Annotated in this window: 22 protein-coding genes and 1 pseudogene; 8 read left to right on the top strand and 15 right to left on the bottom strand. The window is 39.4% G+C overall.

Annotated features, from left to right (window positions below; all coding sequences use genetic code 11):
• Nucleotides 1-57 precede the first annotated feature (57 nt).
• Complete coding sequence (locus QF049_RS04905; RefSeq protein WP_047843398.1) at nucleotides 58-603, top strand: cupin domain-containing protein; 546 nt, start codon at nucleotides 58-60, stop codon at nucleotides 601-603.
• A 96-nt stretch (nucleotides 604-699) separates the two neighbouring features.
• Here QF049_RS04905 and QF049_RS04900 read toward each other — a convergent pair whose 3' ends face one another.
• The 8 genes from QF049_RS04900 to QF049_RS04865 form a co-directional block, all read right to left on the bottom strand.
• Nucleotides 700-1,374, bottom strand: a complete 675-nt coding sequence (locus tag QF049_RS04900) for a GntR family transcriptional regulator (RefSeq protein ID WP_307535275.1) — start codon at nucleotides 1,372-1,374, stop codon at nucleotides 700-702.
• A 102-nt stretch (nucleotides 1,375-1,476) separates the two neighbouring features.
• Nucleotides 1,477-3,111, bottom strand: coding sequence for an ABC transporter substrate-binding protein (locus QF049_RS04895; protein WP_307535273.1), 1,635 nt, complete (start codon nucleotides 3,109-3,111; stop codon nucleotides 1,477-1,479).
• A gap of 99 nt (nucleotides 3,112-3,210) precedes the next feature.
• Nucleotides 3,211-4,083: a carbohydrate ABC transporter permease gene (locus tag QF049_RS04890; RefSeq protein WP_036613592.1), complete on the bottom strand. Its 873-nt coding sequence runs from the start codon at nucleotides 4,081-4,083 to the stop codon at nucleotides 3,211-3,213.
• 12 nt (nucleotides 4,084-4,095) lie between these two features.
• Nucleotides 4,096-5,025, bottom strand: coding sequence for an ABC transporter permease (locus QF049_RS04885; RefSeq protein WP_373428333.1), 930 nt, complete (start codon nucleotides 5,023-5,025; stop codon nucleotides 4,096-4,098).
• Nucleotides 5,026-5,613: 588 nt separating this feature from the next.
• The gene (locus QF049_RS04880) at nucleotides 5,614-6,405 is read right to left on the bottom strand and encodes an HAD family hydrolase (RefSeq protein ID WP_150366697.1); all 792 of its coding nucleotides are present in this window, start codon (nucleotides 6,403-6,405) and stop codon (nucleotides 5,614-5,616) included.
• Between the two features lie 28 nt (nucleotides 6,406-6,433).
• Nucleotides 6,434-6,943, bottom strand: coding sequence for a hypothetical protein (locus QF049_RS04875; protein WP_017688037.1), 510 nt, complete (start codon nucleotides 6,941-6,943; stop codon nucleotides 6,434-6,436).
• A 126-nt stretch (nucleotides 6,944-7,069) separates the two neighbouring features.
• Complete coding sequence (locus QF049_RS04870) at nucleotides 7,070-7,279, bottom strand: DUF896 domain-containing protein (RefSeq protein WP_017688036.1); 210 nt, start codon at nucleotides 7,277-7,279, stop codon at nucleotides 7,070-7,072.
• A gap of 95 nt (nucleotides 7,280-7,374) precedes the next feature.
• A complete protein-coding gene (locus tag QF049_RS04865) occupies nucleotides 7,375-7,752 on the bottom strand; it encodes a LysM peptidoglycan-binding domain-containing protein (protein ID WP_307535268.1) in 378 nt (125 codons plus the stop codon).
• A 296-nt stretch (nucleotides 7,753-8,048) separates the two neighbouring features.
• Here QF049_RS04865 and lexA point away from each other — a divergent pair, with 296 nt between their 5' ends.
• Nucleotides 8,049-8,675 carry a transcriptional repressor LexA gene (gene lexA / locus QF049_RS04860; protein ID WP_017688034.1) on the top strand — a complete coding sequence of 209 codons (627 nt, stop codon included), beginning with the start codon at nucleotides 8,049-8,051 and terminating at the stop codon, nucleotides 8,673-8,675.
• Between the two features lie 105 nt (nucleotides 8,676-8,780).
• Here lexA and QF049_RS04855 read toward each other — a convergent pair whose 3' ends face one another.
• On the bottom strand, nucleotides 8,781-10,082 hold the full coding sequence (locus QF049_RS04855; protein ID WP_307535265.1) for an aldehyde dehydrogenase: 1,302 nt from the start codon (nucleotides 10,080-10,082) through the stop codon (nucleotides 8,781-8,783).
• Nucleotides 10,083-10,975: 893 nt separating this feature from the next.
• Between QF049_RS04855 and QF049_RS04850 the strand changes: the two genes are divergently transcribed.
• On the top strand, nucleotides 10,976-11,443 hold the full coding sequence (locus QF049_RS04850; protein ID WP_105599244.1) for a hypothetical protein: 468 nt from the start codon (nucleotides 10,976-10,978) through the stop codon (nucleotides 11,441-11,443).
• 933 nt (nucleotides 11,444-12,376) lie between these two features.
• Here QF049_RS04850 and QF049_RS04845 read toward each other — a convergent pair.
• The 4 genes from QF049_RS04845 to QF049_RS04830 all read right to left on the bottom strand — a co-directional run bounded on the left by QF049_RS04845 (nucleotide 12,377) and on the right by QF049_RS04830 (nucleotide 14,074).
• A complete protein-coding gene (locus tag QF049_RS04845) occupies nucleotides 12,377-12,619 on the bottom strand; it encodes a YolD-like family protein (protein ID WP_307535262.1) in 243 nt (80 codons plus the stop codon).
• Between the two features lie 96 nt (nucleotides 12,620-12,715).
• Nucleotides 12,716-13,009: a LexA family transcriptional regulator gene (locus tag QF049_RS04840; RefSeq protein WP_307535260.1), complete on the bottom strand. Its 294-nt coding sequence runs from the start codon at nucleotides 13,007-13,009 to the stop codon at nucleotides 12,716-12,718.
• A gap of 121 nt (nucleotides 13,010-13,130) precedes the next feature.
• Entirely contained in the window at nucleotides 13,131-13,382 is a 252-nt protein-coding gene (locus QF049_RS04835; protein ID WP_307535258.1) for a hypothetical protein, read from the bottom strand.
• A 14-nt stretch (nucleotides 13,383-13,396) separates the two neighbouring features.
• A complete protein-coding gene (locus QF049_RS04830) occupies nucleotides 13,397-14,074 on the bottom strand; it encodes a hypothetical protein (protein WP_307535257.1) in 678 nt (225 codons plus the stop codon).
• Nucleotides 14,075-14,311: 237 nt separating this feature from the next.
• Between QF049_RS04830 and QF049_RS04825 the strand changes: the two genes are divergently transcribed.
• Nucleotides 14,312-15,169 carry an ATP-dependent DNA ligase gene (locus tag QF049_RS04825; protein ID WP_307535254.1) on the top strand — a complete coding sequence of 286 codons (858 nt, stop codon included), beginning with the start codon at nucleotides 14,312-14,314 and terminating at the stop codon, nucleotides 15,167-15,169.
• A gap of 54 nt (nucleotides 15,170-15,223) precedes the next feature.
• Here the strand turns inward: QF049_RS04825 and QF049_RS04820 are convergent.
• Together QF049_RS04820 and QF049_RS04815 are read right to left on the bottom strand one after the other, a co-directional pair.
• Nucleotides 15,224-15,463 (bottom strand): annotated as a pseudogene (locus QF049_RS04820) (fibronectin type III domain-containing protein); the annotation flags it as partial.
• Nucleotides 15,464-15,560: 97 nt separating this feature from the next.
• A complete protein-coding gene (locus QF049_RS04815; protein ID WP_307535252.1) occupies nucleotides 15,561-16,055 on the bottom strand; it encodes a hypothetical protein in 495 nt (164 codons plus the stop codon).
• Between the two features lie 210 nt (nucleotides 16,056-16,265).
• On the opposite strand from QF049_RS04815, the gene QF049_RS04810 reads away from it, so the two are divergent.
• From QF049_RS04810 to QF049_RS04795, 4 genes are all read left to right on the top strand, one after another.
• A complete protein-coding gene (locus tag QF049_RS04810) occupies nucleotides 16,266-16,937 on the top strand; it encodes an SOS response-associated peptidase (protein WP_307535250.1) in 672 nt (223 codons plus the stop codon).
• A gap of 667 nt (nucleotides 16,938-17,604) precedes the next feature.
• Nucleotides 17,605-17,946, top strand: a complete 342-nt coding sequence (locus QF049_RS04805) for a zinc ribbon domain-containing protein (protein ID WP_307535247.1) — start codon at nucleotides 17,605-17,607, stop codon at nucleotides 17,944-17,946.
• A 57-nt stretch (nucleotides 17,947-18,003) separates the two neighbouring features.
• Nucleotides 18,004-18,333 (top strand): zinc ribbon domain-containing protein, encoded by a 330-nt coding sequence (locus QF049_RS04800; protein WP_307535245.1) that lies wholly within the window; start codon nucleotides 18,004-18,006, stop codon nucleotides 18,331-18,333.
• Nucleotides 18,334-18,549: 216 nt separating this feature from the next.
• Nucleotides 18,550-18,900, top strand: a complete 351-nt coding sequence (locus QF049_RS04795) for a hypothetical protein (RefSeq protein ID WP_307535243.1) — start codon at nucleotides 18,550-18,552, stop codon at nucleotides 18,898-18,900.
• Nucleotides 18,901-19,452: the final 552 nt, after the last annotated feature.

Raw genomic sequence — 19,452 nt, 5'->3', positions numbered from 1 at the left:
AAAAACAAAGCAATCCGATATAATTCAATTAAACCAAGTGGAAAAGAGGGAAAGAACATGGCTGAAATTGTTATCCGAAATACGAACGAACGCATCACTGGTGACGAGAATGTTCGAAATTTCTTGAACAAATACGAAGTATTATATGAGAAGTGGGACGCATCCAAACTGAACACTGATCTGCAAAATAACTTTGGATTAACTGATGAACAGAAAACCGAGGTTTTGGAAACTTACGATTATGAAATCAGAGATTTGGCTGCACGTCGCGGATACCAGATCTGGGATGTCATCACGCTGTCCGAACAAACACCAGATATCGAAGAAAAGCTTGCCAAGTTCGAAGAGATCCACACCCACGCTGAAGATGAGATCCGTGCAATTGTTGCTGGTAAAGGAATCTTTGTTATCAAAGCTACAGATGATGTGGGTTACTTTAATGTAGAACTGTCTCCTGGAGACGTCATCTCTGTACCTGAGAATACACCGCACTTCTTCACTTTAATGGAGAACAAACAAATAATTGCTGTACGTCTGTTCATCGAAAAAGATGGCTGGATTGCAGATCCATACCCTGATCCTACTTTTATCAAACAAGCCTAACACTCTCGTGTTACAACTTGCTTAACCAAAACCCCTGTTCAATTGAAAAGGGGTTTTCGCATATGCATATGGAGAGTATTATACAACATCGGTGCATTATATAAAATAATGCGGGTATTTCGCCTTAATCGATTCCTGTTCAATAACAACCAGTCTAAGATGAGCTTCCATCACTTGAACAGCTTGATCGGTCTGACGCTCTGTGATAAGCCGATAAATCTCTTTGTGTTGGGAGATAATGACCTCCAGGTTGGAGTCCTCCGCTAGACGTAATAAACGCAACCGATTAAACGGAATATTCAGTTGTTGCAACATTTTCCATGTTCTCAGCTTACCCGTGCCCTGGAACAAAATCTGATGAAACTCTTCATCCAGTTCAAAAAGCCGATAGAAATTGTTTTTCCCTATACAGACTTCCTGCATTGCAATGTTGGTTTCAAGTCGAAATCTGAACTCTTCAGGAAAAGAAACACAAGCCAAAGTTACGATTTCCTTCTCCATCTTCTCCCGCATAAACCTGCCTTCTTCCACATGCTCCAGATTAATGTGAGAGACGATCGTTCCACTCTGGGGAATAATGTCCAGCAGTTCTTCTTCAGCAAGCTTCATGAATGCTTCTCTAACGGGTGTTCTGCTCACCTGCAGTTCATCTGCAATCTCTTTCTCTGAAATCTTGGTACCTGGCTTAAGTTCCAGGTGAAGAATTCGTTCTTTTAACAGGTTATATGAATATGCCCGGGTCGAGCCTCTAATTTTTTGATTAAGTGACATGCCTAGACCTCTTTCTATCAGCCGTATTCATTCATCTTAGCACAAATTACCGTTCCACTTATATATCGGTGTGAAACGGTAATCTGGCCAACATCAACTATATTATTGCTTGTTTTCTTTGTAGGCTTTGTACGTATCATTTGCCAGCTTCAGATAATTAGATAATCCTTGACTCTCCAGCTCTTTGGCAAATGTATCGAATTCAGACAAGTCCCGCTCACCCAAGATAAATTTAAGTGTATTTTGATCCGAATAGTCTTTCAGTGGTGTACTCAGAAGTGTCACCCGTTCACGGTCCTCTGAAGAGTAAGGAATCGGTGGTTCTGCCGGGATCACTTCCTTGGTATCCTTCATGTCTTGCTGGAATTTCAACTCTTCTTCACTAAACATGGATTGCAGCAGATCTGTGGTACCCCCGTAGGCAAATACTCCACCAGAGAAACCAAAGTCAATACGCAGATCTTTCGTTCCTTTCGGATTCAAGCCATTGTAGTTCACGTCTTCTACCAATTTACGTGTTCCGCCCTCTTTGGTAAATGTTTCGCCTTCAACGCCCCATTTGGCAAACTCTTGACCCTCATCGCTGTAGTATAACCAATCAATAAATTGCATAATAGCTTTGAAGTTTTCGCTTTTTTGAATTTTCCCGGAGATCATAACACCGTTTTCAAGTCTGGAGCCAGACATTAATTGCCCTTTTGGTCCACCAGGTACTGTAATCTTTGCAACTGAGTATTTACCTTCTCCCAGCGTTTTGTTCATATCATTTCGGTGCAGCACCACCGTTTGGGAATTACCATTAATCATGAATGATTTGCCGGATACAAATTTCTGTACAGCCTGATCATCATCCTGTGTAAAACTTTCTTTGTCCAGCAATCCTTCGGATACCAACTTGTTAAAGTATGTTAGCAACTCTTTGTATTCTGGTGTTGTAGCCGTGTACACAAATTCATCCTGATCTTCCTTATACGTCAATCCGTTACCAAAACCCCATCCAGCCTTGGTACCAAAGCCCGTAGCAGCGATGTTCAACGTACTATTAAATTGGAATCGGTCCGAAAACGGAATGGAATCCGGATAAATCTCTTTCAGTTTCTTCGCAGCATCATACAATTCGTCCCATGTGGTCGGAATCGCGATGTTATTTTCTTCAAAAACATCCGTTCTTACGAGTAGTGTGTAATCTGGCCATACTTCTTCATGCAGACCTGGGAGTACATAGTACTTTCCATCTTCCTGTCGAAGTCCTTCAAGTTCATCTTCCAGACCCCATTTTTCCACTTTATCCTTGAAGTTTGGCATTAAATCAATATAATCACTAATTGGCAAAATCGCACCAGAGGACACAAATGCAGACTCTTCACCAGGGTACGTTTTAGGAATAACCAGTGGTGCATCACCAGAGCTTATCAACAGAGATCTCTTCTGAGGGTAATCACTCATCGGTACAATCGTTGGCTCAAGCGTAACACCCGTCAGTTCGGTAATTTTATTAAAAAGTAACCAGTCTTTTTTATATGGATAACTAGGTTGATCACTATATAGTATGGAGAGATTAAATGGCTCGGTCGCCTTGAATGTATCCCCTACATTGTACGTCTCCATCGCTGCCTTGGTTTGAACTTCTGTGACGTCACCTCCAGCTCCGGTACCGCTGCTACATGCTGCCAGAACAACGGTCATCATTGATGCCAACATCATTTTACCAACAAACTTACGTGGCTTTTGATTCATTTAGGTTATCCCCCTGAATTTGGTTTAGGTTGACCTTGCCTTAAAACTTTTTAATCAATCTCTAAAAGTAATCATGTGAATCACTCTAGCTGCTGCGTATTACTGTTTAACAGAACCTAACATGATACCGGTTACAAAGTATCTTTGGACAAATGGATAGATGGTGAGTATCGGCAAGATGGTTAATACCATCGTTACTGACTTAATATTGGCTGCAATCTGTGTCAGGTTATCAGCTGAGGTTGCACCGGCAGATGCCCCGCTTGTCGCTCCTGCAATCATATTGCGCAAATAAATGGTGACCGGGAACAGTTCTTTTTTGTCCAAATACAGAAAGGCTGGGAACCAGGAATTCCAATGACCTACTGCGTAGAACAGCACCATGGTTGCCATAACGGCTTTACTAAGCGGCAATATAATGCGTAACAAGATCCCGTATGTGTTCAAACCGTCAATGGAGGCAGCTTCCTCCAGTTCTTCAGGCATATTTTCAAAGAATGACTTCATGATCAGCATGTTGTATATGCTAATTGCGCCAGGAACAACAAGTGCCCACATGGTGTTGTTGAATCCAAGGGAATTAATCAACACATAGTTTGGAATCAATCCACCACTGAAGAACATCGTGAATACGGCGAACATCGTCAGAAACTTGCGACCCATTAACCTCTTTTTGGACAGGGCATATGCGAAAATAGTCGTCATAAACATGGAGATTAATGTACCTACTACGGTGTAGATAATCGTGTTTTTATAGTTGGTCCAGAACATACTGTCACGTGAGATGGTCTTGTATGTCTCTACATTGAATCCTCTTGGGAACAGACTAACCTTGCCCGAATTAATATAGGACTCACTACTGAAAGATTGTGCCACGACATTTAAGAATGGATAGAGGGTTATAAATACCACAAACAGCAGAAAGATAACATTGAATACTTTAAATACCTTATAAGATCTGGATTCCTGCATGATGCTCCTCCTTTACCATAAGCTTCTTTGTGTCAGTCTGCGTGAGATGGCATTTACGGAGAACACCAGAATCAGACCGATCAGCGATTCGAACAAGCCAATTGCGGTAGCATAACTGAAGTTACTGGATTCCAGTCCGACCCGATACAGGTAAGTGGAGATCACATCAGATGTCTCGTAGATCAGCGGGTTGTACAAGAGTAAGATTTTTTCAAATCCAACAGCCAGGAAATTACCCATGTTCAAAATCAATAACGTCACAATCGTTGGCAAGATCCCTGGAATCGTTACATGAATCGTTTGCTTCCACCGATTGGCACCATCGATACGCGCAGCTTCATACAAAGATTCATCAATGGTTGTCAGTGCAGCCAGATACAGAATCGCTCCCCAACCCATACCCTGCCATACCTCAGAAGTGATATAGATTGTTCTGAACCACTCAGCCCGCTGCATAAAAGGAATATTGTCTCCGGTGAAGAAAGCCACCAGTCCATTAATGGAACCATTCACTGCTGTCAGCTGCAGGATCATACCCGCAACGATAACGATGGACAGAAAATGAGGCAGATAAGACGCGGTCTGTACAAACTTTTTAAATCGTTTACTCTTCACTTCGTTAAGCATCAAAGCAAAAATAATTGGAACCGGGAATGTAAAGAGTAACGCAAGTCCGCCTAACATCAGCGTATTACCGAATACTCTCCAGAAGGTAGGGTCCTCAATAAACATTTTGAAGTATCTTAATCCAACCCACGTTTCTCCAAATATACTTCCCCCGGGAACAAAACGTCTGAACGCAATCACATTACCAATCATCGGCCCATATTTGAAAATAAGGAGATAAATGATGGGAAGGATTAATAGTGAATACAGCTGCCAGTCTTTGCGGAACAAAGTTGCTGCCGTTCGTAATCTGCTCTCTTTACGTAAAGATGTCATGGTTAACGTTGTTTTAGCGGTTTCCGACTCCATGTGTTTTCACTCCGATCCAGGACTTGATAAGTAAGAGTAATTCATGTACAATTCTCATCGTTTCTCCTCTTGTAGAAGACAACAACTCCTTTAACTTCACCCCCACTACGAAATAGATAATTGCTAAATGTAAGCGATATCAATTTGATGTATTATGTAGAATCACACAATCCAAGATGCTTCACATCATTAATTAGCACTTACTACGTGGTGTGATCTCCAAATCGAAAGAAGATTTTTCAAAATATTAAGCGCTTACAATCAATCAAAAACAATAAGCAATAACTCCCTGCTTCCATTTAATGAAGTCAGTCAAAAAGAAATTGCTTTAGGACAATCTAAATACTAGTCATACTAGTATGTTAGTTATATTCTAATCCAGCTTCCCTCTAATTTCAATAACTTTTAGTAAAAAAAATGGATATCTCTTTTAACAAGGTAATTTAGTCAACAAGCTCAAATAAAAAAACATTGGTAACTTCAAGAACGACATCATCGTTCATTGAAGCTTCCAATGTTTCAGGGTGCTGAGGAAAGATGTTATAGCTGATCTGCTTAGAAATTAGCAATAAGCTGATTTAATTCCGATAAATGCGTTATTTCATGGTCTGGCGCATACGTTTCATTGTTGGTCTTATGCTCACGGTTAATCCATACGGATTGGATGCCAGATGATAAAGCACCACGAATATCAGTCGTTAACTTGTCTCCAACCATCATGCTCTCTTCGGGTTTAACACCCAGTTTACTCAAAGCATGTTCAAATATCGACGGATCTGGTTTTCCTTTTCCGAAGTTACCCGAGATAATAATCTCATCAAAAAAAGGAGTTAATTCAGGTACACCATCCAACTTCTCTTGTTGCAAAGCAGGACAACCGTTTGTTAACAACAACAGTTTGTACTTTCCTTGTAACTGACGCAAGGTATCCATCGTTTCTTCGTATACATGAGGTCTGGATCTCCGTTCCACTCCAAACTGTGCGGCCAGTTGTTCAGCAAGATCATCCCGATCTATACCCAACTTCAACAAGCCACGACGCCAGGATTCTTTACGGTAAACTGGAGCAAGCTGTTCCAACTGACGGAACTCAGGTTGATCCCCACCAGTAAAGTTAGCCCAAAGACCTTCAAACGGATTGATTCCAATCATTTTAGTAAAAGGAAAGGTTTCATATGATTCATACAGTCCACGTGCCTCATTACGAACAGCTTCTTCAAGTTCTTCTGGTTTAACCCCAGTCTCTTGCGCTGCGATTAGACAAGTCTCATGAAAAGCTTCTCGAACACTACGCTCATCCCATAATAAAGTATCATCTAGGTCGAACAAAATCGCTTTTAACGCCATTCCGATCATCTACCCCTTTATGCAATAATTACTTTTCGACGGTTTCCACGGTGATCTGGTGTGCTTTTGCAAACTTCAGCAAACGTTCTGCAATCGCATCTGTATCGTAACGGTTCAATAACTTGGTGAACACCCATCTTTTCCCACGACTGTTATGTTCGATAACAACTGTACCTGGTTCAATTCTGAATTTGACAATATCGTCAACCCCAATTGAACGTTCACGATTACCCTTCGTCGTGATAATCCGATTACTGCTAATCTTGATGTATGGACGACGAAGCATGAAGATGACTGCCAAAAATACATAAAGCAACATGGTCACCCAGTCCCAAGTTGTCATTGGAGCTTGCACAAGAAACGTGCTCATAAACAGATACAAAAAGGCGAGACCTATCAAAAATATTGGGAACAACAAGCTGCGTCCCTTAAAGACTTCTTCACCTGGTGTACCAGTGATTGGTTGACCACTTTTTTTGCGTTGCTGATTTAACTGCTTGGAATTTTTCTTAACCGTTCTCTCGAACGAACGCGACATGTGAATCCCCCTTATGTGTCTTTGTATCAGGCTTACATAATTGCAAACCAACATTTCCCCCTATAAATTGCACACTCAAAATAACAGGAAGAAACCTAAATATCATAATGATATCATTAGGTTTCGTTAGTGTTTGAGTTTGCCTTGGTGGCCTTTGTCATTCTCATCATCAACAATCTCAATGGTATCCAGTTGTTGTCTGAAATTGCTGCGAATATTGCTCAAATAAATCTCTCTTAGCTCGGCACGTTCAGCAAGTTCTTCCTCCGACAATCCAGTGGACTTTTGCTTACGAGCCAATTCGTTAATGCGTGCTACCAGACTATCTATATCCAAGCTTGTCCCCTCCAAAAATACAAAGTCATATTAACTTTGCCATTATAAAGGCAGCTTGTCAAGCTGACACGCGTTAACACTCATTGATGTGCATTTTATTCTGCAAATTGCGGTAGAGTTAGTACTTGCCCCACTTGGATGGAAGTCGATTGAAGTTGATTCACTTTCTTAATTGCTTCTATATAAATACGTGTATCCATATTCGTCGGTTTATGTTCCAAAGAAATACTCCATAATGTTTCCCCTTGTGCAACGGCTATCTTTCCTCCAGGTAGAACATCATTCTCATTGCCAGCAAATACAGTTAAAACAGTGCTGCATCCAATAAATATAATCAAAGAGGTAATGGCTACCTTTAACATCCATGAAGAAATCTTGAAGCGCGCTAAAACCTTCTTGTAGTTCCCTATTTTAGACTTCACCAGTTCCGAATTCATTGGTTCATAAATGCTTTGATAAGTAGAATATCTCATTAAATACCCGCCTCCAAACGTTTGTTCCTATCTGTTGAAATCAATATAACACGAACACTTGTTTTGTTCAATAGATTTTTAGAACAATTGTTCGCTTCTTTTTTGAAGGAGAAATTTCTTATTTCACTTCCTTTTGCAAAGCATTTGCAGTATTATGCTCTGACTTTTGGACAATTTCTGTTCTATAAGTTAAAAAACACTGATTTAATGCTATTTTATTTAGAACTTATGTTTGTACGAACGGAGGTTCTATGTTATAATTTTCCCAAACGTTACTAAAATGGGGTTGATACGGTATGTCGAAGATATCCAGCAGGCAGCAGGCTATTCTGGAGTTTATACGAAATGAAGTCCGGTTGAAGGGGTATCCTCCTTCCGTACGGGAAATTGGTGAAGCTGTTGGACTTGCTTCCAGCTCAACAGTACATGGACATTTGGATCGTTTGGAGAAAAAAGGTTTGATCCGACGTGACCCTACCAAGCCAAGAGCCATTGAGCTTTTGAGCCAGGAAGAATCTGAGCATTCTCATCAATTTGCTCATAGCGTTGCACGTATTCCTGTTGTTGGTAAGGTTACAGCCGGGGTTCCAATCACTGCAACCGAGAACATTGAAGACTATTTCCCTCTTCCTACACATTATGTAGGCGAACAAAAAGTGTTTATGCTTTCAGTAGTGGGAGATAGTATGGTGGAAGCTGGAATCGTTAATGGAGATTACGTTATTGTCCGTCAACAGCAAACTGCTGATAACGGTGATATCGTCGTTGCAATGACTGAAGACGATGAAGCTACAGTGAAAACGTTCTATAAAGAGAAAGATCATATTCGCCTTCAACCGGAGAATGCGACCTTCGAACCTTTACGTTTGAAACATGTTAGTATTCTGGGTAAAGTCATTGGCCTTTTCCGAGATATTCATTAATATTTAACTTGAGTAACAAAACTAGATGTAATGAAATACGAAAGAGGTTGTCCTGATCAACAGGACAACCTCTTTTTTTCATGTTTATGTTATTTTTGCGGCTAATTATTCACTGCGTTTCAGAACACTCTTGTGATGCGAGAACACATCAAAGCTCTGTTGACCGTGATATGAGCCCATACCGCTCTCTCCGACACCACCAAACGGGAGATAGTGTGAAGTCATATGAGAAAGTGTGTCATTAATACATCCCCCACCGAAGGATACTTGATTCAGAACCTGATCCTGCAGTTGCTCATCCTGTGTGAAGAGATATAGCGCCAATGGTTTTGGCCGGCGAACAATCTCATCCAGCATAGGATTCAGGTCACTGTACGTAAACACAGGAAGAATTGGACCGAAGATCTCTTCTTGCATCACAGCTGATTCCCAGTTCACATCGCCAAGTACAGTCGGCTCAATGAGCAACTGCTCACGTACAGAACGTCCACCAATCAGCGTTTTGCCATCTGTGAGGAATCCCGACAACCGATCAAAGTTACGCGCATTGACAATGTGCGGGAAATCAGCATTCTGTAACACATCATCCCCAAATTTATCTTTGATCTCTGCGCCAATCAGACTAATCAATTCATCATGAACTTGTTCATGCACAAGCAAGTAATCCGGAGCAACGCAAGTTTGCCCTGCATTCAGGAACTTACCACGAACAATACGCTGGGCCACCAGCTTCAGATCTGCATCACTATGGACAATAGCAGGACTCTTACCACCCAACTCAAGAGTTACAGGAGTCAAGTGCTCCGCAGCTGCCTTCATCACAATGCGACCAACACCTGTGCTGCCTGTGAAGAAAATATAATCAAACTTCTCTTTCAACAATGCTGTACTGGCCTCAACTTCTCCTTCCTTAACCGCAATATACTCCTGAGGGAAGATCTCCTGAATCAGATCATACGTCAGACGAGATACGGCTGGTGTTAATTCAGAAGGCTTGATAACTGCACAGTTACCGGCTGCAATTGCTCCAATCAGTGGGCCAAAGGCCAGTTGGAACGGATAATTCCAAGGTGCAATAATAAGCGCCACTCCGTATGGTTCCGGGTAAATGGTACTCACCCCATCCGGCATAGCCGAATTGGTTGGGACTTGTTTGGGTGCAGCCCATTCCTGCAGGTGTTCTAATGCAAAATCCAGTTCACCCAGAACAATGCGAATTTCGGAACCGTAAGCTTCCGCCTCAGATTTGTTCAGATCAGCCCGAAGTGCATCTTGAATCCGTTGCTGATACTTTTCAATTCCTTTTCTAAGCTGTTGCAGCGCATTAATCCGATACTCGATATTTTTAGTTTGTCCTGTATAAAAAAATGTACGTTGTTCTGTCACTAGTTGTTTTGCCTGATCCATAATAACATCTCCAATTAATTATTTAAAATTAAATTGCATAAAATTTAATTAAAAGTATACCTCTTTTATATGAAACTTTCAACATATAGTTGAAACATTGATTTGAAACTATCTGAAATTTGGTAGAAGTTTTAAGATATGAGAAAGCTACTATTCTTTTTAATGCAAGTATCCATTGATTATAGCGAATTATTGGTATTATTAGAATTCATCTTTATTTCCACAGAAGATTATATGTACTGAGATCTGAAGAGATGAATGTCGCCTTGTAGATCTTACGCATTCAATGTCAACATCTGCCAACATATGTCCTAATTGCGGGTAACTTCGCGGACGAGGAGAAGTGGTTTCTCTAATTCAATGATTTGTGGTTTTATCCTTGGGTTTGTTTGCATAGTAAACAAAGGAGCCGGTGAAGATGGCTCCTATTTTTGCACCCTATACTTGAATGTATCACGAAAGTTTCTCTTTCCCATGTTCTTAATGGATACTGTGCGCTACGCTTCTACTACTCCTCCATAGTCAATGTTTTAGTACATACCAGATAGATACCCGAACCTACATAAGGCTACCGGGAGGAAATCATCTTTTATAATAATGTCTTATATGTATATCTATCTTATTATCAACCAAATCTATTAGTTCGATAAAAGGCATGTTTGTTGCAAAAATAGATCATTTCTATCAATTAGTCAACCTTAGCATTCCAAAAGAATATCCATAAATCCAACATTTTACAACTATATCATTTACAAATAACAATCTTATATGGTATATTTAACCATGGTTGGCCAACCTAATTATGTGAGATCTACTCGATATCTTTAATTTCAAATAACAACTTAAAACAGAATCTTACTCTATTGGTTCTAGTATATTTGGGAGGTTTGAATATGAAAAGATTAAGAAAATTCTCTATTTCTGTTATGGCAACTGCTTGTCTATTAGCATTCGGTTCCAGCTCTGCATTCGCTAAAACTGGTTGGGCTGATTCATTTGAGACAGCAGAAGTGATGTACTCAAGTGTAAACCAGTCTTCTGGATTTAGCGCAACACAGTATTTAGATAGCATGAGCGACAACGATTTTTATGTAGTCGACAACACAAACGGTTCATCCGAAATCACATATTCTGTTATAGCCACTCCACCAGCTAACTTCGACATTGTTATGGGTGTTATTAAAATGAATGCAAGCGGTGCGATCCTGTCCATTCAAATGGATAACTGGAATGGACGGGGATACCCTGAGGCAATTAGTTGGAATGCTAAACCTGGTGAGAAGGTTTACTTCAGAATTATGGATAACGGTATCAACAACTATAACGAGCCTTATACAATTCAATTCACAAAAACCAGCTAAATAATATTTTAGTAGATATTCAATGGCTCCCCGCTATATTAATGGGTGGCCATTTTTTTATACTTTGTCAATAAGGATGAGTACAGTGAAAAATTCATTTTTCGTTTTCCAGAGAGAATGCCCTTTAATTTGTTGAATTGTAACTCAAGAGAATTTTTCATCGAGTCAATATTGCTTATTCAGATTGAGAAGAGCTTTATTATCTACTATTTAAATGAAGTAATAATTTAGTGATCAAATCAATTTATTCTCTCTGATTGACATAGAAATTCCATCAAATTCTCGGAATAGCTATGCATCATATTTTATCATTTTCAAAGTTTGAACGAAGATTTTTTACTCATGGTTAGGAAACAGAATTCAATAGAATATTTTAAGGTTCGTTATTGAATCTAAAGTTATCAGAATTTTACAACATTGTGATCTTCCCTCCCTTTCCGTTCACTATCTCATACCTGCGTGGTTCTTTTACTTGAGTGCGGGGAAGATCTGAAATTCACTGAAGAAATTTTCGAATAGAAAAATATTTTGTGGGCATTTTGTGGGCACTTTGATTTTTCTTTAAATATGTAGGGACTTGCCCACAAAAAGAAAAACCCCTCAGCGCTAGAGCGCCAAGGGATTGAGCTATTAGTACAACGTGATATATTGATCGCGTTCCCATTGGTGGACTTGTGTTCTGTTTATGTGCGATAGCGTCATATTATTGTTTTCTTCAATATATACGCGCTAAATACGAAATATATTAAAAACATACGTTCGCACATAATCATACCTTTTCACGATCTGGGGGACGTTTGGGGGATGATTTGGGGGACGTCCCCCAAGCTTCAAATGAGCTGTCAGTACAGTACTTCCGAAGCATTCTGAAACAATACTATATAATAGAAGAAAAAAACTGAGCCCTTGGGATAATCCCTTGGGCTTGATCAATTATAAACTTGCCTCAGCGATCTCTTCAATCTTGATCCAACTGTAATCCTCTTCACCTCTGACAAGCTTAATTCTTCTATTTGGCCTATCAATTGATGTAACAACACCTCTTATCTCCCCATCGTCAAAAGGATTAAACACCGTCAACGTAACCGCCTGGTAAGACTTCATGATCGACTCTTCGATGGGCTGTACTTCCTGATCGTCCAGAATAGGCTTGCCACGTCTCTCTTGCACATTCATTTCATTGAGATATGCCTCCCGATGCTCAGGAAGGATTATGCGAGATCCTTCATAATACCGTTACCCGACAATTTACTCGCCATAGTTCATTCCTCCTCAATATTCAGTCCAGTATTTAATGTTGCTTGCTCCATTTAATGGCAGCGCTTCTTCAAGTATTGGCTTTTCAGCTTCACGTTCCCAGCCTTTGAGGATAACGATATTCGACGTGTCAGACCTGTCTTCCCAATGTATGTATTCCGCAGCCACAAGAGCGTCCAGAGCAACCATAACGTCTGGTTTATGCTTACCTGTTTTGACAGTCAGTTCATGGATTGTAGGAAATCTACGCCGTCCACCTTTGTAGTTATATAAGATCCGAAGGACCTTTCGTTGATAGTCCGTTAACATATAAATCACCTCCTTTACATTATATACGAACATATGTTCTTTTATCAATAAAAAAATGCCCATTCCGAAGACTAGGCTATTTACCCAAGCAATTCTTGTATTATGAGGTGCTAAAATCCAATCACAACACAGCCGTGATAATCAACTCATCATTTTTAAATAACTCTAAGAATGTTTTCCCGTTAATTTTGCTTTCCTTAATCATTTCTTCATAAGTTGTATAGATTGGTCCCTGAGTCTTGTTTTCGCATACAAAAGCAAAGCCATCCTTATGAGAAAGGAATGCATACAGTTTGTTATTATAAACAAATTCTACTTCCCTGTGCTCCCGAAAAAATTGCAGCATTTCTTCGTAAGTAAACTTTTCACTCATATCGTCACCACCCATTAGAATCTATCACCATTTATCCATTTATGTCTGTGAGGGAATGTGTGTGACCCATCCGCATTAGAATGGTCATAATCGATATCTTCATCTGCATTACCATTTTTATCATAATATCTACGTTGTTTCAACCCTACTCTTGTGTCATAAAGATCTTCAGAGGAGCGGGGTTTGCCGGTTCTATCAAGAGTATTTTTATATGGTGGACGTCTATCGGTATGTGTTCCTGCTTTAGTACCGTTCTTCTTAGCGTCTTGATAAGCTTTTTCTGCTGCAACTTCTGCTGAGGGAGCATCCTTTTCGGAGAAATAAGCTTTGACTTTATTATATATTGCTGAACCGGCGTAGTATGTAGCACCTGCTACAATAACTCCTCCTGTAGCAAGTAATGCCACTTCACCGACTCCTGGTATGAAATAGACGCCAGCTGCCCAAGCAATCTTTGATTCAGCTAATTGATCTTCAGTTAAATAACCATTTGATAAATCATCAACTGGAACTACATAGAAGTCCTCATATGTATCCTCTGTTACCGTTTCCTGCTCAAAAGTTGTTTCGGACGTAAATGATTGTTCTACTTTAACACCTTCATTAGACGATTCAGCATAAACTTGGACACCAGCTACACCTGCAAATAATGATAATGATAGCATTGCGCCCACAAATTTTCTTAAAACCATTCTCTCATCTCCTACTTTTTTAAATTGAAGTATAATCTTACCATATTAATATTTACGAAAACATGGTTAATATGTCACAATATTTATATTATAATAATTACATAATGACGTTTTATTGAATTTGATATACTTCTATAGTAATCATTATCCGACATTTTTCTCGCTAGATTTACTATCCCATAACTTACCGCCTCTACCCCTTATAGTAAAACGCTATAATTGGGGTGAGGTGTTTTTATGTTTATCAGTCCTATGTTATTAGCAACAGCACCGGGCCCCTTCTCACATTCAGAATTCATTTTTGAACCTAAAGTTGACGGTCACCGGTTGATATATTCGCAACAGTCTGGCAATGTCCGGTTATACACACGTCACAATAACGATTGTACTCGCCAGTATCCTGAGTTAACCCTGCCGTTTGACTCTGACATTATCCTGGACGGCGAGGTTGCTTGCACCGATCCAGAAACAGGCTTGAACGACTTCGAGGCAGTCATGAGCCGGTTCAGCACACGGCAGCATTCAAAGATTCAGCAGTTCATCAAGACGTTACCAGCCACGTTCGCAATATTCGATATCCTACAGTACAAAGGTCACGACCTCCGTAAGCTACCTCTTATAGAGCGCAAGGCGATTCTGCACGGCCTCCACCTACCATCTAATAGCTTTGGAGTGGTGCCACATATAGAAGGCGCTGGAGAGGATTTATACACTCAGATAGAGACTATGGGTATGGAAGGTGTAGTTGGCAAGCGCAAAGACAGCCAGTACGTCAGCAGACGGTCCAAGGACTGGATGAAGGTTATTAACTGGTCCTATGCTGATGTGTTCATCATAGGATACAAAAAGGCCGAATTTGGGTGGCTTGCTGCCGTTCCAGATCAGTCAGGCAAGATGAGCCCGGTAGGGATCATCGAGCATGGGCCGAGTCCAAAACATAAGCAAGCTTTCCGCGGAGTGTGCCAGCAGCTCGTGACCGGAGAGGACAAGAATCACGTTTACCTGGAACCACGTATACAAGCTAGGGTCAAAATGCGCAGCTGGACAAAGTCAGGCTTGCTGCGTATACCCGTGTTTGATCAATTTATTGTCTGAGATAATGCAAAAAAAGACTCCGCAACTCAATGCGGAGCCTTTTTTATTGATAGCTTAGTATTCGCTCACTTCAAACGTTAGGACTCGATCAAATAGGATGTAGTCTTTACGGCTCTTGAACGGTCCTTTGTTATTATCATGTTTGTCAATTGCATAAGATGCTTTCCCGCTTCCAGCTTGTTTTGCTTCGTACCAATCGATGAATTCATTCACTTCTTGCATGCTCAGGTCGAACTCTTTCTCCAGACCTGTCGTCATGGTCACTACGAGAATTGCACGATTGCCAGAAGGTTGTTCAGGCTCTGTTGGTTTCTCTGGCTCCGTTGGCTCTTCAGTTCCAGGTTGTTCTATGCTTGGAACTTCTGTTGTTAATTCACCGATAACATCAATGCTATATAAATAATCTATAGTCATTTCCTAAAGTATTTGTTGACGGATCAACAGTCCAAATTTTTACTTCATGTACTCCCATTTTTAAGTTTGTTTTCTCATATATTAAAATATTGTAGTTATAATCTTTGACTGACTGATTATACGGACTAAAGTATTCAACGTTTCCGTCAATGCTGATTGCTACTTTCTTCGAGTATGAATAATTCACAGAGATAAGCAGACGAAGATCAGTCCCTTTAAAGTTAAAATTCAAATCTCCAGCACTACCGGTTTTTGCACCTGAATAAGCTATCTTTGCTTTTTCATCAGTCATATGATCCCAGAGATTTCCGTAATTAAAAAGTTTATTGTTTGCTGAATATCTTGTCCAACCCTCTTCAGGAGATTTTAGTTGTTCACCTAATGCAGCAGCATATGTACTTGATTGAGATAAGCCTATGTACAGTAAAAAAGAAAATGTAAAAACTAAACTTAACCTAAGAAATTTATTCATTCTATCGTTCCTCCTACAAATCTAATTATTAATTCAAAGATAAATTAGATTGCTAAAACTGTCTAAACATTAACTTGCTGATCTATAAATATCATCTAAATTATTGCATTTTTATTTTATATTGGATGCGTATCTCCACAAATTACCCGTTTCTATTCTTAAAGATTTGAGTAAAATTACATAGTAAAGAGTCTCAAAGGAGGCATTATTATGTGCGGAAGATTTACAATAACTGATCCTATAGAAGCTATAATGGATAGGTACTATGCATCTATAGCTGATGGTTTTGAGTACAAACCTAATTACAATGCATCACCTATGCAGTACATTCCCACCATTATCGGCAGTAAGGACGGTAACCGATTGGGTTCGCTCCGATGGGGACTGGTACCCGTTTGGGCCAAGGATGACAAGATCGGGAATAAGATGATTAATGCCCGGGCCGAGACATTGACTGAAAAGGCATCCTTTAAACGGTTGATCAGCTCCAAACGTTGTATCATTCCGACAAATGGATTTTACGAGTGGAAGAAAGAAGGGTCTGAAAAACGGCCGATGCGCATCTTGATGAAGGATGACCGTTTATTCTCGCTTGCTGGTCTGTACGATACCTGGACAGATCCGGATGGAAACAAATTGAGTACGTGTACCATCATTACTACTGAACCAAATAGCCTTATGGAAGACATTCATAATCGTATGCCGGTTATCTTGCGCCCTGAGGATGAAGCTGCGTGGCTCGGAAGAGACAATGATGATGTCCAATCGCTGCTTGGCTTGCTCAAGCCATATCAATCTTCAGAGATGAGAGCGTATGAGGTGCCGAAGGAAGTCGGTAATGTGAGGAATAACAGTGTGGAACTATTGAAGAAAGTAAATTAGAGATTCGACTAGAGTGATACCTTAGTGGTAGTCACTCTTTTTTACTGATCATAATTCAGAAATATATGGAAATAGACGAATAACTTTGATAACATAAGTGGATTGATTACATAAATGGAGGATCTAAATGACTGATAATATGGCATCATACTCACTTCTGGGTCTTGCCGGTCTCATTACTACTTGTTTATTTATATTTGGTATAGCTTGTTTAGTAGCATTGTTTATCAATGTCTTCAGACTGCTCAAGGGTCGATTTAACCGAAAGTTAGAACAATGCCAATCGTGTGTTAATACTATCTCAATCTCAGCTATCATTTGCCCTAATTGCGGACACCATTACGGCAGATCTAATGGAGTTTTCAATTCAATTTTCGGATCATTCGTTGGTTTCGTAATTTTCATTTGCGGAGGATTCATAGCATTAGCTGAACTTATAAAGATGATAAATGATAAGTAATTAAGTGAGAAGGAGCCATAAAAGGCCCCTTTTTGGTACCTTAGATTCAAACACCTTAGCGAATTATTTACTGCCCATGATCTTAATGGATGCCTTTCTATTACTCGATATGTATTCATTTTCTAACATCCACACATTTTTTATAGAAAATTATACGTAGGTCTGATAGACTATTCTGGATTGACTTTATCGTTGAAGGAGTTTGTTATGATTCATAATATCAGTGAGATTTTTGGTATGGTATTCTTTGCAGGATTGATCTTAGCGTTATTTGTACTAGGCTTAATGGGTATTGCTGGAATGTTTCTTAATATCTATAGAAGATTGAAAGGGCTAAAGACTAAAAAAATGGAACCTTGCAGATCTTGTGGGCATTCAATCTCAAGTTCTGCCATTATATGTCCTAATTGTGGAGAACACTACGGACGAAGAAGTGGATTTGCTAATTCAATCATTGGTTGTTTTATCGTTGGATTTGTTTGCATTGGAATTGGTTTCTATGCCTTGTCAGAATTTCTCGAGACATTTGAAACCTTTAGTTTTAAATAGTAAATGTTACATAGTAAGCAAGACTATTCTGGATTAATTAAAATTTGGAGGGAATACATGGAAGAGAAAATAGGAATTATAGTTGGAACAACATTACAGTCTGTTTTCATTTTAACAATGTTTTATATGGCTACTCGTTTCTTTGGTAGAATGTTCGGAAATATATACGCGGCAATTAAAGGTAATAACACTAGCTTGGAATCTTGTCGTTCATGTGGTCATAAAATATCTAAAGAAGCTGTTTTTTGTCCTTATTGTGGTCAAACTTTCGGAAATATCAATTCATTCTCTACCTCTATATTCGCCAACTTTATTGCTGGAGTTGTAGCTCTCGCTGGAGGAATCGGACTTTTATTTTACTTGTTAGACTTATTAAAGGATCAGTAATCTAGCTTTCAGCTACAAAGGTGCCATTAACCAAGGCTCCTATTTTTGTACCCTAAATTCAAATAGGTTACAGAATTATCTACCACCTATGCTCTTTGTTGATGCCTTTCTAATACTCGATATTTATTCATTTTCTAGCATCCACACATTTCTATAGAAAATTTTATCTAGGTCTGATAGACTGTTCTGGATTGATTACATAGCTGGAGGAACGTCATGTTTGAGCGCATAAACAATATAATAGGTAATTTATTCGGTATAGGGATCATTATCGCAATGTTTGTACTAGCAATCCTAGCTTTTAAAGCAATGTTTAGAAATATAAAAAGAAAGTTCAAACCTAACTCAAACAATTTAATACATTGCCAATCTTGCAGAGGTGCGATTTCTGGGGAAGCTTTCATGTGCCCACACTGCGGGCAACATTATGGTAGATCAAGCGCTGGTAATTCTATATTTTACTGTTTATTGGCCGGATGCGGATTTTTGTTGGGGGCATTTTATGGTCTCCAACTCTTCTTTGAAGATGAGGAGGTTCTTTTTTTTATCCAAACATACTTTAACTAATCAAATACCAGTAATTAAGGAGCCATGTATGGCTCCTATTTTTGTGTCCTGAATTCGTACTGCTTTCGGAAGTATCTACCGCCCGAAACTTAATGGATAACACGATATATCCTTCTACTGGGGCGCCATAATCAATGAGTTGCTGAGGATCCACTTGGATTTCCTGCAGATGGATCCGTGTACCTTAGTTAAGGCTGCTGTGAGGAAGTCTTTATTGATGGATAATGTCTGATAGCATAATTCATCAGTCACCTAAATATATTAATTAAACAATTGTTAAAAAGAACTTATTTATATCAATTCAATAAACAAAACACTCCAAAATTATAATTTAAAAACCCACAATTTTACACAATATGTTATTAAAAACAATAATTACATATGGTGTATTTATCCATATTTAGCCAGTCTTCCGAAATTAGCGCAACACAGTATTTAGATAGCATGAGCGACAACGATTTTTATGTAGTCGACAATATAAACGTTTCATCCGAAATCACATATTCTGTTATAGCCACTCCACCAGTTAACTTCGACATTGTTATGGGTGTT

Origin of the sequence: Paenibacillus sp. W4I10, from assembly GCF_030816325.1 — a bacterium.
GTDB lineage: Bacteria > Bacillota > Bacilli > Paenibacillales > Paenibacillaceae > Paenibacillus > Paenibacillus amylolyticus_B.
This window is presented reverse-complemented; position numbering and strand designations above follow the sequence as displayed.